This window comes from Streptomyces sp. NPDC005791, from assembly GCF_042871485.1.
Classification (GTDB): domain Bacteria; phylum Actinomycetota; class Actinomycetes; order Streptomycetales; family Streptomycetaceae; genus Streptomyces.
This window is the reverse complement of the sequence record NZ_JBIAIP010000007.1, coordinates 270,115-285,059: the sequence shown is the minus strand read 5'-3', so window position 1 is coordinate 285,059 and position 14,945 is coordinate 270,115. Positions and strand designations below refer to the sequence as shown.

The 14,945-nt window shown below is 71.5% G+C and carries 14 protein-coding genes; 5 read left to right on the top strand and 9 right to left on the bottom strand.

Annotation, left to right across the window (positions count from 1 at the left end; all coding sequences use genetic code 11):
* Positions 1 to 56 precede the first annotated feature (56 nt).
* Together ACFYSH_RS16620 and ACFYSH_RS16615 are read left to right on the top strand one after the other, a co-directional pair.
* The gene (locus ACFYSH_RS16620) at positions 57 to 2,744 is read left to right on the top strand and encodes a D-alanyl-D-alanine carboxypeptidase (RefSeq protein WP_388753186.1); all 2,688 of its coding nucleotides are present in this window, start codon (positions 57 to 59) and stop codon (positions 2,742 to 2,744) included.
* Between the two features lie 202 nt (positions 2,745 to 2,946).
* Positions 2,947 to 4,770, top strand: coding sequence for an MFS transporter (locus ACFYSH_RS16615; RefSeq protein ID WP_359470201.1), 1,824 nt, complete (start codon positions 2,947 to 2,949; stop codon positions 4,768 to 4,770).
* A gap of 28 nt (positions 4,771 to 4,798) precedes the next feature.
* Here ACFYSH_RS16615 and ACFYSH_RS16610 read toward each other — a convergent pair whose 3' ends face one another.
* The 3 genes from ACFYSH_RS16610 to ACFYSH_RS16600 all read right to left on the bottom strand — a co-directional run bounded on the left by ACFYSH_RS16610 (position 4,799) and on the right by ACFYSH_RS16600 (position 7,545).
* Entirely contained in the window at positions 4,799 to 5,548 is a 750-nt protein-coding gene (locus tag ACFYSH_RS16610; protein WP_359470199.1) for an ATP-grasp domain-containing protein, read from the bottom strand.
* 133 nt (positions 5,549 to 5,681) lie between these two features.
* Positions 5,682 to 6,089, bottom strand: a complete 408-nt coding sequence (locus tag ACFYSH_RS16605; protein WP_359470197.1) for an ArsI/CadI family heavy metal resistance metalloenzyme — start codon at positions 6,087 to 6,089, stop codon at positions 5,682 to 5,684.
* 58 nt (positions 6,090 to 6,147) lie between these two features.
* The gene (locus ACFYSH_RS16600) at positions 6,148 to 7,545 is read right to left on the bottom strand and encodes an FAD-dependent oxidoreductase (RefSeq protein WP_359470194.1); all 1,398 of its coding nucleotides are present in this window, start codon (positions 7,543 to 7,545) and stop codon (positions 6,148 to 6,150) included.
* Positions 7,546 to 7,649: 104 nt separating this feature from the next.
* Here ACFYSH_RS16600 and ACFYSH_RS16595 point away from each other — a divergent pair, with 104 nt between their 5' ends.
* Positions 7,650 to 8,015 carry a metalloregulator ArsR/SmtB family transcription factor gene (locus ACFYSH_RS16595; RefSeq protein WP_359470192.1) on the top strand — a complete coding sequence of 122 codons (366 nt, stop codon included), beginning with the start codon at positions 7,650 to 7,652 and terminating at the stop codon, positions 8,013 to 8,015.
* 24 nt (positions 8,016 to 8,039) lie between these two features.
* Here ACFYSH_RS16595 and arsB read toward each other — a convergent pair whose 3' ends face one another.
* Positions 8,040 to 9,140, bottom strand: coding sequence for an ACR3 family arsenite efflux transporter (gene arsB / locus ACFYSH_RS16590; protein ID WP_388753181.1), 1,101 nt, complete (start codon positions 9,138 to 9,140; stop codon positions 8,040 to 8,042).
* The gene (locus ACFYSH_RS16585; protein WP_359470187.1) at positions 9,137 to 9,445 is read right to left on the bottom strand and encodes a metalloregulator ArsR/SmtB family transcription factor; all 309 of its coding nucleotides are present in this window, start codon (positions 9,443 to 9,445) and stop codon (positions 9,137 to 9,139) included. Before ACFYSH_RS16585 ends, arsB begins: the two co-directional genes overlap by 4 nt.
* Before the next feature lie 93 nt (positions 9,446 to 9,538).
* On the opposite strand from ACFYSH_RS16585, the gene ACFYSH_RS16580 reads away from it, so the two are divergent.
* Positions 9,539 to 9,961, top strand: a complete 423-nt coding sequence (locus tag ACFYSH_RS16580) for an arsenate reductase ArsC (protein WP_359470184.1) — start codon at positions 9,539 to 9,541, stop codon at positions 9,959 to 9,961.
* Between the two features lie 122 nt (positions 9,962 to 10,083).
* On the opposite strand, the gene ACFYSH_RS16575 is transcribed toward ACFYSH_RS16580, so the two are convergent.
* Positions 10,084 to 10,347, bottom strand: coding sequence for a hypothetical protein (locus ACFYSH_RS16575; RefSeq protein WP_359470181.1), 264 nt, complete (start codon positions 10,345 to 10,347; stop codon positions 10,084 to 10,086).
* A 482-nt stretch (positions 10,348 to 10,829) separates the two neighbouring features.
* Here ACFYSH_RS16575 and ACFYSH_RS16570 point away from each other — a divergent pair, with 482 nt between their 5' ends.
* The gene (locus ACFYSH_RS16570) at positions 10,830 to 12,248 is read left to right on the top strand and encodes a DUF2252 domain-containing protein (RefSeq protein ID WP_359470178.1); all 1,419 of its coding nucleotides are present in this window, start codon (positions 10,830 to 10,832) and stop codon (positions 12,246 to 12,248) included.
* A 47-nt stretch (positions 12,249 to 12,295) separates the two neighbouring features.
* Here ACFYSH_RS16570 and ACFYSH_RS16565 read toward each other — a convergent pair whose 3' ends face one another.
* The 3 genes from ACFYSH_RS16565 to ACFYSH_RS16555 all read right to left on the bottom strand — a co-directional run bounded on the left by ACFYSH_RS16565 (position 12,296) and on the right by ACFYSH_RS16555 (position 14,809).
* Positions 12,296 to 12,493: a hypothetical protein gene (locus tag ACFYSH_RS16565; protein WP_359470176.1), complete on the bottom strand. Its 198-nt coding sequence runs from the start codon at positions 12,491 to 12,493 to the stop codon at positions 12,296 to 12,298.
* Positions 12,494 to 12,625: 132 nt separating this feature from the next.
* Positions 12,626 to 13,159: a hypothetical protein gene (locus ACFYSH_RS16560; protein ID WP_359470173.1), complete on the bottom strand. Its 534-nt coding sequence runs from the start codon at positions 13,157 to 13,159 to the stop codon at positions 12,626 to 12,628.
* 18 nt (positions 13,160 to 13,177) lie between these two features.
* Positions 13,178 to 14,809 (bottom strand): MFS transporter, encoded by a 1,632-nt coding sequence (locus tag ACFYSH_RS16555; RefSeq protein WP_388753176.1) that lies wholly within the window; start codon positions 14,807 to 14,809, stop codon positions 13,178 to 13,180.
* Between the last annotated feature and the right edge of the window lie 136 nt (positions 14,810 to 14,945).

The window sequence follows — 14,945 nt, the reverse complement described above, 5'->3', positions numbered from 1 at the left end:
TGGTAGATGGTTCGGGCAGTGCGGGCATGTCCCCGCGGCGCAACAAGGAGGTATCGGTGGCGGGCGAGTCCCCCGGCAAATCGGAGCAGCGGAAGTCGTCGGGGACGGCTGAGGAACGCGATCCGCGTCTCGCCGTGTTCCGCGAACCGTCCGCAGCGGCGGGCGCGAAAACGGCGGACGGCGTGACGGACGGCGCGGCGGGCGGCGGAGCGGACAGCAGGACCGCGGTCTTCCGTATGCCGTCCTCCGCGACGGCGGACGCCCCCGAGGGCGCCTCCGGCGCCTCCGAGGGCGCAGAAGGCCCTCAGGGGGCCTCCACGGCCCGCGAGGAGGCCGCAGGGGCCGAGGAGGCCGGCGTCGAGGCGGAGGACGCCGAGGCCGGTTCGGGTTCCGACGCCGATAGCGACGTCGGGGCGGACGCGGAGGGCGAGCCCGACGAGCGGCCGCAGGGCGCTTCCGGCTCCGACTCCGGCTCCGAGGCGGACGCCGGCGCCGGACCGGATGCATCGGATGCCGAGGCGCCCCCGACCGACACCCGGCTGCGTGCTGCGGTCGCGGCGTGGGTGGCGACCGGAACCGAGGACGGAACCGCGGGTCAGGGCGATAAGGCCGAGGGTCCGGCCTCGGACACGTCGTCCGAGGCCGCCGGCGACGCGTCCGGCGACAGCGGTGACGGCCAGGCCGCCGGCGACGGGAAGGCGGACAGCGCCGACGGCGAGACGTCGGAAGGTGCCGAGGCGGCGGCGACCGACGACGCCCCGGCGGCAGCCGACGACGCCGCGACCCCGGCCGACCGCGACAGCGAGAAGTCCACCGGCGCCGAAGCGCCCGACGAAACCGCCGAGCCCACCGGCGCCGAAGCGCCCGACGAAACCGCCGAAGCCGCCGAGCCCACCGGCTCCGCCGAGCCCACCGGCTCCGACGAGCCCACCGGCTCCGACGAGCCCACCGGCTCCGACGAGCCCACCGGCTCCGACGAGTCCGCCGGTACGGACGACGCGCCGGCCGCCGGTGCCTCCGGCGATGCTCCCCGGATCCCGAAGACCCGCGAGGAGACGTCCCCGGAGGAGGAGGCGGACGCCGCGTCCGACGGTCGAGGAATCGATCATCCGACCGCCGTCTTCAAGGCTCCGCGCGCCGAAGGCGTCGATCAGCCGACGACCGCGCTGAAGCTCCCGCCGAAGGCGACGGAGAAGGCGACGGAGAAGGCGACGGAGACCGGGCGGGAGGACGGGCGGAAGCCCGCCTCCTGGGCCGCCAAGCCCTCCGGCGCCACCGGGACCCCCGAGGCTCCCGCGGAGCGGACCAGCAAGTTCGTGCCGCTGCGCTCGGACGACGTACGCCCCGCGGGCGTGGTCGGCCCCACGGTCACCCCGGACGTCGCGGCAGGACCCGGTACGCCCGCGAGTCCCGGAGCCGGTCTCGTCGAGGCCGAGCGCACCAGGCAGCAGCCCATGCCGCCCAGGCCGCCGCTCGACCTCCTCGCCGAGCTGACGAACACCCCGCCGCCCCCGGAGACCCCGGTCCGCACCGCGGTCCGGCGGGTCAAGATCTGGACGCCGCTCGCCCTGCTCGTCCTGATCATCTTTGCGATCGCGCAGTCGGTGCGCCCGCTGCCCGCCCCCACCCTCACCCTCTCCGCCGACCCGACGTACACCTTCGCCGGCGAGAAGCTGGACATGCCGTGGCCGGAGGAGGGGCAGGGCGCCGTGGAGGTCGAGGGCGTCGGCACCATCGGCTCGTACGGCCAGGAGAAGTCCGCGCCGATCGCGAGCATGGCCAAGGTGATGACCGCCTACGTGATCCTGCAGGGGCACCCCATCACCGGCAAGCAGACCGGTGAGCAGATCACGGTCGACAAGCAGGCCGCCGAGGAGGCCGCGAACGCGGACGAGTCGACGGCGGGCATCAAGGAGGGCGACACGTACACGGAGCGCCAGATGCTCCAGATGCTGATGATCCCTTCCGGTAACAACGTGGCGCGACTGCTGGCCCGTTGGGACGCCACGACGGAGAAGGCGTTCGTCGCGAAGATGAACGCGGCCGCCGAGGACCTCGGCATGACCAACTCGACCTACACGGACCCCAGCGGCCTGAAGTCGTCCACCATGTCCACGGCCGCCGACCAGATCACCCTGGGCAAGGCCGTCATGCAGAACGACGTCTTCCGGGAGATCGTGAACATGCCGCAGGCCGAGATCCCCGGCGTCGGCAAGATCTACAACAACAACACCATCCTTCTGGAGCCCGGGGTCAACGGCATCAAGACCGGATCGTCGACCCCCGCCGGCGGCAACCTGCTCTGGACGGCTGACACCGTCATCGACGGCAAGACCCGCCGGATCATCGGTGCCGTGATGGGCGCCGACACCGACGGCACCCTGTACGCCAAGCTGGAGCGTTCCATCCAGAACAGCCTCAAGCTGATCCAGGCGGCGCAGAAGGGCGTCGACTCCGCCACCGTCGTCAAGAAGGGCCAGGTCGTCGGTCACGTCGACAACGGCTTCGGCGGGCAGACCCCCGTGGTCGCGACGAAGGACCTGAAGGCCGTCGGCTGGGGCGGGCTCGCCGTCGATCTCAAGCTGACCGATGGCGGCAGGACGCCCGCCCACGCGGCGGAGGCGGGCACCGTCGTCGGCGAGGTGACGGTCGGGACCGGGACGGGCAAGGTCTCGGCCCCGGTCGCCCTGCAGAGCGGGATGACGGAGCCGGGCTTCGGCGACAAGCTGACCCGCATCACCTGACCGGCCCGCTCCCTGCCCCCGGGCCACCCGGGGGCAGGGAGCGGACAGGGGCCGTCCGTCGATAGGGCAGCGCGGAGAAAAAGCCCCGTGCTAGCGTCCCGAAGGCAACGGATGGGTGCCGGGACGCGCCCTCCGGGCACGGGTGGGGCCCGTGCGGCGCATGGACGGTTCGGCAGGCCGGGCAAGGACGGGGAGAGTCGCAGTGACCACCGCTGAGCCGACACGGGCGGACACGGAACCGACTGCCGAAGGCGTCTCCGTCCGGATCCCGGCCCAGGCCGCCGGAGACAACGGCGGCACCGACGGTTCGATACGGGGCCGCCTCCGGCGTCACCCGGTCCTCCTCACGACCGCGGTCGCCGCGGCCGTGCACCTCCTGTGGTTCTTCTTCTTCGCCAACAGCGGTGGCGACATCGCCGCCCAGGACGCGTGGGCCGAGTTCGTCGGCCGCCATCCCGGCACGGCGTACAACCTGGCCTGGTACGGGGGCATGCACCCGGTCTCGTACAGCGTGGTGTCGCCCTACCTGATGTCGGTGCTCGGCGTCCGTACGACGATGATGGTCGCCGGCACGGTGTCCTCGGCGCTCACCGCCCTGATCCTGGTGCGGGTGCCCGCCGTCCGTAACCCCCTCGCGTGCGCACTCGCCGGGGTCTTCGCGTACCTCTGCAACGCCCTCTCCGGCCGGGTGACGTTCGGGCTCGGCATGATGTTCGCGCTCGGTGCCGTCGCCGCGGTCTTCTGCTGGCCTCACCGCTGGCGGTACAGGCGGTGGGCGAAGGCCGGTGTCGCCGCGCCGCTGGCCGGCCTCGCGACGGCGGGCAGCCCGGTCGCCGGACTGTTCCTCGGCGTGGTCGCGGCGGCGCTCTTCCTGAACAAACGGCGCCCCGGCGCGTACGCGGTCGGCCTGCCGCCCGTCCTGGTCGTGGCCCTGTCCTCGTGGTGGTTCCCCTTCTCCGGTACGCAGCCGATGTCGTTCGGGACCCTGTCACTGCCGTTCCTCTTCGCCGTCCTGGTGTTCTTCCTCGTGCCTCGGGACTGGCACACCGTGCGCACGGCCGCCGCCGTGTACGGAGTGGGGACGCTCCTCACGTACGTCATCGACTCGCAGATCGGGTCGAACGTGTCGCGCATGGCGATGCTGTTCGCCGGTGTCGCCCTGCTGGCCGCGCTGCCCTACACGGCCCCGCGTACCCGTCGCTGGTACGCCCTGGTCCTCGCCTTCGCCGGACTGAACTTCTGGATCGGCTTCAAGGGCGTCGACGACATCGTCCGCACGGCACCCACCGCCTCCTGGAACCGTGAACTGGCCCCGCTGGTCAACCAGCTGCAGAACGCCGGGGCGGAGCGGGGCCGGGTCGAGGTGGTGCCCGCCAGCAGTCACCGTGAGGCCTCGGCGCTCGCGCCGTACGTGAACCTGGCCCGCGGCTGGAACCGGCAGGCCGACATGAAGCGCAACCCGCTCTTCTACGACGACACCCTCGACGCCGTGAACTACCGCGAGTGGCTGGACCGCTGGGCCGTGCACTACGTGGTGCTGCCGACCGGGAAGCCGGACTCCGGGGGTGAGCAGGAGGCCGCGCTCGTCGAGGAGGGGCAGCCCTATCTGCAGGCGGTCTGGAGCGACGCCAACTGGAAGCTGTTCCGGGTCCTGGACCCGGTACCGCTCGCCGACCCGCCCGCGACGGTGGAGAAGGCCGGCGACGACGAGCTGACGATCCACGTGCGGTCGGCGGGCCGCGTCCTGATCCGGATCCCGTACTCCCGGTGGCTCGCCGTCGTGGACGACGAGGGCAAGGCCGTGGAGCGGCCCCAGGAGACGGAGGCGTCCAAGCTGCGCTCGGCGGAGGACGGGAGCGCCCCGAAGGACTTCACCAACGCCCACGGCTGCCTGATCAGGGTGGAGGAGGACGGCGACGGCGACGAGTGGACCGAGCTCCTCGCACCACGTCCGGGTGTCTACCGCCTCGCGGCGCCGTACCAGCTGCAGCCGGGCACCCCGTGCCCCGAGGAACTGCGGCAGTAGGCCGGGGGGCAAGGCCCCCGGCGCCGCGTCACCGGACGAACGGGCTGTCCCGTTCCGTCAGGTGGGCGGCGGGACCGGCGGCCCTGAGGACGACGTCCAGGGCGAGGTCCGGGTCGGAGTCGTAGCATCCGGCGGCCCAGGCGGCATTGGCCTCGATGACCGCCCACCGCCCCGCGTCGGTGAGCCCGACGTCGACGACGATCGCGGACGGCAGGGTGTTCCCGGCGACGGCGAGCAGCTCCGTACCGAACGCGTGTGCCGCGGTGGACAGGGGAGCCGGAGCGAGCCGTCCCGCCATGGCGTACCGGCTGCCGGTGTGTATCCGCCCGTCGAGCAGATACAGCCGGTACTCCTCGCCGAACGCGACGACATCGCTCACCAGCACCACCGTCTCCGGATCGACCGCGTCCGGCCCGGGCAGCCGGGACCCGTCCGTGTAGACCAGGGCCGGAATGCTCTTGTCGTTCGGCGACTTGACGAACACGGGGCGGCGCAGACCGTACGCCTCGCGGATGGGCACCGCGCGGATCTCGCGCCGGACCAGTGCGGCGGGCAGCCGGGCCAGCCAGTCGGCGGGGGCCTCGAGCGGGGCGATGCCCAGCGCCGGGGCCACGGCGTCGGCGAAGGAAGGACCGGCGTGCAGATGCGCGCTCCCGCCGCACAGCGCCTCGGGCACCGTGTGATCCGGCAGTTGCACGGTCCGCAGACCCCGTCGCCGCGCGGTGTCACGCAGGAGCAGGGCGGAGGCGGTGAGACGCGGCGGGAGTACGAGCGGCATGGCACGCATCCTGCCGCAGCGGGACGGGGCGGTCCCACCGGATATCGCTCGACAGCCCGTGCCGGGTCGGGCTTGCACGGGCTGTCGAGCGCAGACGGGACGAAGACCGACGCCGCAGGTGTCGAGCCAGGGGTCACGGGCAGCAGGCGCTGTGCTTCTGCCCGGTCATGGAGTCGGCGTCCGCCTTGACGACGTACACCTCCCACGGTTCCTGGCCGGGGCCGTGGACCCAGACCTTGTCCTGGAGGGCGTAACAGCAGGTGGTGTCGTTCTCGACGTCGGTCGTCAGCCCTTGGTCCGCGAGGCGGGCGGTGGCGTCGTGGACGGCGTCGGTGGTGGCGACCTCCACGCCGAGGTGATCCAGGCGGGTGTCCACGTCCGGTGCGCCCTGGACGAGGACCAGCTTGAGCGGTGGATCGGTGATGGTGAAGTTGGCGTATCCGTCGCGCAGTTTGGCCGGTTCGGTGGCGAAGAGCTTGCTGTAGAAGGCGATCGAGGCGGGGAGGTCGGGGACGCGGAGGGCGAGCTGTACGCGTGACATGACGATCCTCCTGACATGGGTGGACGTACCCGGCCGGCATCGGCCGGGACGCGGTGGTTCAGGACCCGCAGCAGCCGCCGGCGGCCGGGTCCCCGGCGGTTGCGGCCGGCAGGGCGGATCCGACGCCGAGCCGCACGGGAGCGGGCGCCGGAGCGCAGCAGCCACCTTCGTCGGCCTGCCCGGTGGCGGCCGGGTCGTCGAAGAGACCGGCGCCGCCGCACACTCCGGTCTCGGGGAGGGTGAGTTCGACGCGGTCGGCGGACTCGGTGTCGCCCGCGATGGCGGCGGTGACGGAGCGGACCTGTTCGTAACCGGTCATGGCGAGGAAGGTGGGGGCGCGGCCGTAGGACTTCATGCCGACCAGGTAGACGCCCTGTTCGGGGTGGGACAGCTCGCGGTGACCGTGCGGGTAGACGGTGCCGCAGGAGTGCTGGTTCGGGTCGATGAGCGGGGCCAGCTCCACCGGCGCCTGCAGACGCTCGTCCAGGCCGAGGCGGAGCTCGGAGAGGAAGGAGAGGTCGGGGCGCAGGCCCGTCAGGACGATGACCTCGTCCACCGGGTCGAGGCGCCGGCCGTCCTCACCGACGAGGACCAGGCGGTCGCCGTCGGTGCGCTCGACCCCTTCGGTGCGGAAGCCGGTGACGGCGTCGGCGTACCCGTGGTCGACGGCGGCCTTGGCCGCCAGGCCCAGTGCGCCACGGGCGGGGAGCTGGTCGGCGGCGCCGCCGCCGAAGGTGGAGCCGCTGATGCCGCGGCGCAGGACCCACACCGAGTGGGTACCGGGCGCGTCCTTCGCCACGTCGGCGAGGGCGGCCAGGGCGGTGAACGCGGAGGCCCCGGAGCCGATGACAGCGGTGCGCCTGCCGGCGTACCGGGTGCGGACGGCCGGGTCCCTGAGGTCGGGGACACGGTAGGAGATCCGGGCGGAGGCGGCGTGCTCGCCCAGGGCGGGCAGCCCGTCGGCGCCGATCGGGCCCGGGGTGGACCAGGTGCCGGACGCGTCGATCACGGCGCGGCCCAGGATCCGCTCCTCGGTGCCGTCGGTGAGCGTGAGGCGGACGGTGAAGGGCTGCTGCTCCCGTTCCGCGTCGACGACGCGGTCGCGGCCGAGGCGGGAGACACCGGTGACGGTGGCGCCGTAGCGGACCATGTCCCCGAGGAGATCGGCGAGGGGCTGGAGGTACTGCCCGGCCCAGTCCCCTCCCGTCGGGTAGGTGCCCGCGTCGGGCGCGGTCCAGCCGGTCGGTGCGAGGAGCTTCTCGGCCGCCGGGTCGACGAGTTCGCCCCAGGTGGAGAACAGCCGTACGTGCGCCCAGTCGCGCACAGCGGTGGCGGCGGTGGGCCCGGTCTCCACGACGAGCGGTTCGATGCCGCGCTCGACCAGGTGGGCGGCGGCCGCCAGTCCGGCGGGGCCGGCGCCGATGACGACAACCGGAAGGTCTGCGGTGATGGTCATGGCAGTGATGTCCTCCGGGGTGAGCGACCGCGCCCGGCCGCTGTTTCGATTGCTGTCTATATCTGCAGCTTGCCACTCGCATCGACGAGTGTCAACATAGATGCATGTCGAAATACGAGGGTGTGGAGTTGTCGGTCCTGGAGCCTGATCCCGTGGTGCCGTGCTGCCCGCCGATCACCGCCGGGGAGCTGTCGCAGGCCGACGCGGAGAAGATGGCCGTGATGTTCAAGGCGCTGTCCGACCCGGTCCGGCTGCGCCTGTTCTCCAAGGTCGCCTCCCACCCGGGCGGCGAGGCGTGCGTGTGCGACATCTCCGACGTCGGCGTCTCGCAGCCGACCGTCTCCCACCACCTGAAGAAGCTGCGCGAGGCCGGGCTGCTGACCTCCGAGCGGCGCGGCACCTGGGTCTACTACCAGGTCGCCCCGTCCGTCGTGGCGGCCATGTCCGCCATGCTCGACCTGCGGAGCTGACCTCCGGCGCGCGCCTGCCGCGGGTCAGTCGGCGGAGGGGAACTTCTCGCGCCAGGCCAGTGCCACGTACACGAGTCCGATCAGGACGGGGACCTCGATGAGGGGGCCGACCACCCCGGAGAGTGCCTGGCCGGACGCGACGCCGAAGGTGGCGATGGCAACGGCGATGGCCAGCTCGAAGTTGTTGCCCGCGGCGGTGAAGGCCAGGGTCGTGGTGCGGTCGTAGGCCAGCCCCAGGGCCTTGCCGAGGAGGAAGCTGCCGAAGAACATGACCGCGAAGTAGACGAGCAGCGGCAGCGCGATGCGCACGACGTCCAGCGGCTGCGAGGTGATGGTCCTCCCCTGGAGCGCGAAGAGGATGACGATCGTGAACAGCAGGCCGTACAGGGCCCAGGGGCCGATCCTGGGCAGGAACTTCGCCTCGTAGGACCGGCGGCCCATCTTCTTCTCGCCGATGCGGCGGGTGAGGAACCCGGCCAGCAGCGGGATGCCGAGGAAGACGACGACGTTCAGCGCGATGTGCCACACGGGGACGTCGAGGCCCTGTCCGTTGCCGAGGCCCAGCCACTGCGGCAGCAGGTCGAGGTAGAACCAGCCCAGTACGCCGAACGCGACGACCTGGAACACGGAGTTGAGCGCGACGAGCACGGCTGCGGCCTCACGGTCGCCACAGGCGAGGTCGTTCCAGATGATGACCATGGCGATGCAGCGGGCGAGCCCGACGATGATCAGGCCGGTGCGGTACTCGGGCAGGTCGGGGAGGAAGATCCACGCGAGGGCGAACATGACCGCGGGTCCGACGATCCAGTTGATGACCAGCGAGGACACCAGCAGCTTGCGGTCGCCCGTGACGGTGTCCAGCTTGTCGTAGCGGACCTTGGCCAGTACCGGATACATCATGACCAGCAGGCCGAGCGCGATCGGCAGGGAGATGCCGCCGACCTCGATCCTCGCCAGCGCGTCGTCCATCCCGGGGATCAGCCGGCCCAGCCCCAGGCCGAAGGCCATGGCGAGCAGGATCCACACCGCGAGATAGCGGTCGAGGGTGGAGAGCTTCTGGACGATCGAGTCGTCGCCACCGGTCCGACCGGTGGCGGGGGCCGTCGTGGTGCGCTCGGTGGTCACGGGCAGGCCCTCTTGTTCCCGGAGGCGCTGCGAGCGGACTCGGCCAGCGCCGCGAACTGCTCGGAGAGGCCGGCGAGGACCTCGGGGCGCAGCTTGTAGTAGGTGAAGCGGCCGCACGGCTCGGTCTCCACCACGCCGGCTTCGCGCAGGATCTTCATGTGGTTGGAGAGGTTGGTCTGCTTCGCGCCGGTCTCCTCGACCAGGTGCGTCGTGCAGAGGGTCTCGCGCGCCAGCAGGGTCACGATCCGGAGGCGGAGCGGATCGCCCAGCACCCGGACCAGATCAGGATCGACTGAAGTCAGCATGCACTGATACTGTCACATCATTATCCGCTGATACCAGCGAGGGCTGAAGTCATCGGCGGCTGGTCCGTCGACCGACGAGAGAGAACGATCACCATGGCAGAGTCCTCCGGCAAGCCGTCCGTCCTGTTCGTCTGCGTCCACAACGCCGGCCGCTCCCAGATGGCAGCCGCCTGGCTGGCCCACCTGGCCGGGGACCGCGTCGAGGTCCGCTCCGCCGGCTCGGATCCCGGCGCCTCCGTCAACCCCGCAGCGGTCGAGGCGATGGCGGAGGCCGGCATCGACATCTCCGCGGAGACCCCGAAGATCCTCACCGTCGACGCGGTCCGCGAGTCCGACGTGTGCATCACGATGGGCTGCGGCGACACCTGCCCCGTCTTCCCGGGCAAGCGCTACCTCGACTGGCCGCTGGAGGACCCGGCCGGCCAGGGGGTGGCAGCCGTCCGCCCCATCCGCGACGAGATCAAGGTGCTGGTGGAGGGCCTGATCGAGGAGATCGCACCGGAGGGCGCGGCCTGAACGGGGGGAGTGGGGTGACGGCTCAGCGGAGTCGTTGACGCGGCCTGCCGCGAGGCGGCGTCCACTGCCACTTCGTGGCACCGGGTGCACAGGGCGGTACGCGGGGTCCACGCCGTTTCTCGTCACCTGGGGTGTCGCGAGTGCCGGTTCGACCGTCGACGCACGGTGAAGAGGCAGGCGAGCATGCCGAGGGCCCAGGCGATCAGAAGGGCACCCCACAGGGGCATGGTCACCATCGGTATCAGCAGGCGGATCTCGACACTCGAGCGGTTCTCGAAGATGAAGACCAGGGCGATCGCGGTGATCACGGCGAACGGTATGAGCCGGCGGACGCCGGGCCGGGAGAAGAACGGGTCGTGCGTCTTGTCTGTGCTGGTCCGAGTCATCACGAGTCTCTCCCTCACGGTCCCCCACACTCAGCGTCCTCTTCCCTCACGGAACACGCCACCGAGGTGACCGCGGCGGCCCTTCTCCTCCGCCTCGCCGAGATGCGGGTGCTCAACGAGCGGAAGCGCCGGTGCCGGCCGTGTCGGCCTGTTCCGCCCGACCGTGACCGCTCAGGACCAGTTCCTTCGCTCTGCGGAACCCTTCGTCGGTTCACGGCGCCTCGGACGCCGGCACGTGCAGGCCCAGGTGCCTGACCGCGCGAGGGGCAGGCCGGCACCGAAGACCCGGGTCACCCGCCAGGGGTGATCCCGTCACTCCGTCGGGGCCGTGAGATGGCATACGGGCACGAGCGGTCCGCCGGCCCCGGACGAGCCGAGAGACGTGAGATGAGCGATATGACCGCAGGTGACAGCGGCCGAGCCCCGTCCGGGCCGACCCCTCCTCGCGGGCTCCGGGGCCCCGCGGAGCCGGAGGCCGGGACATGACCATGCCCAGCGCCTTCACCGCGTCCCTGCCACCGGCCGAGCGGGCCGCGTACGGCCGGAAGGCCCGCAAGCGGGCTTCGCGTTCGTGTCACGGCTGGTACGGAACGGGGCAACGGGGAGTCGACGCGATCCACCTGCTGGAGCACCAGTCCGGTGAGCGTGTCCCCGCACTGGTACCGATCCGCTACGGCCGCATGCTGGAGTCGCCGTTCCGCTTCTACCGCGGTGCGGCGGCGGTGATGGCAGCGGACATGGCACCGCTTCCCGACAGCGGGCTGCAGGTACAGCTGTGCGGGGACGCCCACCCGCTGAACTTCCGGCTCCTGGCCTCACCGGAACGCCGCTTGGTCTTCGACATCAACGACTTCGACGAGACCCTGTCCGGACCGTTCGAGTGGGACGTCAAGCGCCTGGCGACCGGACTGGTGATCGCGGCCCGGGCGAACGGATTCTCGACCAAGGAGCAGAACCGCACCGTGCGGTCCTGTGTGCGGGCCTACCGGCAGCGGATGCGTGAGTTCGCCGGCATGTCCACCCTCGACGTCTGGTACGCCCAGGACGATGCCGACCATGTGCGGCGACTGCTGGCGACGGAGGCGGGGAAGGAGACAGAAGGGGCGGATCACCGTCTTCGCGATGCCGCTGCGAAAGCCCGTACGCGGACCCATGCGAAGGCGTTCGCCAAGCTCACCCGCGTCACGGCCGAGGGCCGGCGCATCACACCGGACCCACCGCTGATCACCCCGCTCGGCGATCTGCTGGCCGACCCGTCCGAGGCCGGCCGGGAGGAGGAGCTGCGGTCCGTCGTGAACGGCTACGCACGGACGCTGCCGTCCGAGCGCCGTCACCTGCTGCGCCACTACCACCTGGTGGACATGGCCCGGAAGGTCGTGGGTGTCGGAAGCGTCGGCACCCGCTGCTGGGTGCTGCTCCTGCTCGGCAAGGACGACGACGATCCGCTGCTGCTCCAGGCCAAGGAAGCCTCGGAGTCGGTGCTGGCTGCCTACACGGCCGGGGAACGCTACAACAACCAGGGCCGCCGGGTGGTGACCGGACAACGTCTGATCCAGACCACCAGCGACATCTTCCTCGGCTGGACCCACGTCACCGGCCTTGACGGAAAGGGCCGGGACTTCTACGTGCGCCAGCTGTGGGACTGGAAGGGCATCGCGCGACCGGAGACCATGGGGCCGGACCTGCTCTCCCTCTTCGGCCGGCTCTGCGGGGGCTGTTTGGCGCGAGCCCACGCCCGCTCGGGCGACCCCGTCGCGCTGGCCGCCTACATGGGCGGCAGCGACCGCTTCGACCGCGCACTCACCGAGTTCGCCCAGTCCTACGCCGACCAGAACGAACGCGACCACGAAGCCCTGCGGGCGGCCTGCCGATCCGGCCGGATCACGGCCGGACAGCTGTGAGACCGGCCCGAGAAGGACGTCCGCGCCGGCGCGGACGTCCTTCGGCGTCACTCCGGAAGTTGCCGCATCTCCAAGACGTGCAGGCCGAGGGACTGGCAACGCGTCAGCAGCCCGTAGAGGTGGGCCTCGTCGATGACCGTGCCGAACAGGACGGTCTGGCCGGACATCACCACGTGGTCCAGTTCCGGAAAGGCGTTGGCCAGCGTCTGCGACAGGTGTCCCTCGACTCGGATCTCGTAACGCACGAGCGGTCCTTCCACCGGACGGGCTCCGGACACCGCCCGGGGTGCCGTCAGGGACGGTGCTCTCCAGGACGATCATCCGCCTCGTCGCCTTCCGGCGACCTCACCCGGTACAGGTGACCGGGAGCGCCGGGTTCAGTGCGTCAGGACGACCTTGACGGCGACGATCACCAGGCCGAGCAGTACGTTGACCGACGCGGTGGTCACCATCAGCCGCCGTGAGGCACCCGCGCGGTGTGCCGCGGCGACGGACCAGCCGACCTGTCCGGCGACGGCGACGGACAGCGCCAGCCACAGGGCGCCCTGGACGTCCAGCTCCAGCAAGGGGCTGACGGCGATGGCCGCGGCCGGCGGTACCGCGGCCTTGACGATCGGCCACTCGTCACGGCACACGCGCAGGATCACTCGACGGTCCAAGGCGTGCTGGGTGAGGCGTGCGCCGAACAGCTCGGCATGGACATGGGCGATCCAGAACACCAGGCTGGTGAGCAACAGCAGGAGGACCGACTCGGTTCGGGGGAAGGACCCCAGGGAGCCCGCGCCGATGACGACGGAGGCCGCGAGCATGGAGCCGTAGACGCCGCCGGTGTAGTCCGTGCGTGCCCGGTGGTCGGCCCGGCGCTCCCGCCGGTCCGTGGTCCGCCCGGCCCCGATCATGCCTCTGGACATCAGCATCCCCTTCCGGGCTCAGCTCGCTGATCCGGTCGTCCCCGCCGGGCCGGCGCCGTGGGCGGGCTCGGGCGGGCGGCCTGCCCGGCCGGCCGGCAGATGGGTGGTGACCAGGAAACTGGCGAGCGCGACGCCTCCCGTGGCGAGAATCGCCGCCTTCAGCCCGTCCAGTTGAGCGGAGGCGTAGGAGTCGGTGACGGCATCGACTTCGGGCGGCGGCAACCCGGCCCGCTCGGCCGCGGAACGCACCTGCTCGGTGGAGACGAAGGTGATGCCGGCCTGCAGGCGGACCCCGACCTGTTCGCGGGCGGCCGGGGACAGCCGCGGGTCGTCCGCGACCTGGGTGGTGAAGGCGTTGGCCAACGCGCCGACCAGGATCGAGCCGATGAGCGCCGTGCCCAGCGCCGAACCGAGGTTCTGGGCCGTGAACTGAAGCCCTCCGGCCTCGCTTCGCTCCTCCTCGCCTACGCCGGACTGGACGATGTTGCCGAGCTGCGAGGCGAGGAGACCGACGCCGACTCCCAGCACGGCCATGGCCCCGGCGAACTGCGCGTCGTCGACGACCGGGTCGATGGTGGCCAGCAACCACACGACGGCCGCCGCCAGGATCACCAGGGCGAGCCGCACCACCCGCCGTGGTCCCACCGTGCGTCCCAGCGAGGATCCGCACAGGGAGGTCGCCAACATGGCGGCGGACACGGGAAGCAGGCGCAGCCCCGTCTCGAAGGCGTCGAAGCCCTGCACCACCTGCAGATACAGGGGGATGGCGAAGAACAGGCCGAGCAGGATCAGGTTCTGACTCAGGAGCATCGTCAGGCCGGAGCGCAGCACGGGCCTACTCAGCAGAGCCAGGTGTACCAGAGGGTCGGCACCTCGGCTCTCCCGCCGCCGTTCCCAGGACCGGAAGACGGCCAGCACGGCGACCCCGGCGCCCACGACGAACAATGTGGGGGAGAGACCGAAGACGGTGAAGGGTGGGTTGCGGGGCTCCACCCAGCCCCAGCTGCTGCTCTGCAGAACCCCGAGCACGCCCAGAGCCAGACCGGTGGCGGACAGTACCGCGCCGGCCCCGTCCAACCGGGGCCGGTGTCCAGCCGGGGCGGGCGTCGCGATCACCCGCCGGCACAGCAGCACGGCCACGACGACCAGGACCTCGCCGGCGAAGACCAACCGCCAGGTGAGGTACGTCGTCATCCAGCCGCCGAGCAACGGGCCGACCGCGATACCCGCCCCGGCGAGGCCGCCGATGACCGCGTAGGCGACGGCCCGGTCCCGTCCGCGGTACGACTCCGCGACCAGGGCCGCCATGGCCGGCAGCACCATGGCCGCACCGAGCCCTTCGATGACGGACCATCCCAGCGTGAGCACCCACAGCGTGGGCGCCACGGCGGTCACGGCCGACCCGAGACCGTAGACGGCCAGCCCCAGGAGAAACATCCGGCGTCGCCCCAGGACGTCACCGCACCTGCCGCCGACGAGCATGAAGGCCGCCATGACCAGTGCGTACAGGGTGATGACGGCCTGGATGGCGGTGACCTCCGTGTCGAAGTCCTCGACCAACTGGCTGATCGACACGTTCATGACGGAGGTGTCCAGCACCATCAGGAACTGGGCCGCACCCAGGACCACCAGTGCCCGCCAGTGCTTCACGTCATCCCACCTCGCCCGGTCGGCCCGGTGCGCCGGGGCGGAGGCGGTCCGGCGGCGACCGGCCGCGCGCCGCGCCACTCCCGTCACCGCTCCGGCGTACGTACCTTCCATCGGAGCCGACTGCGGCGCCCTGTGC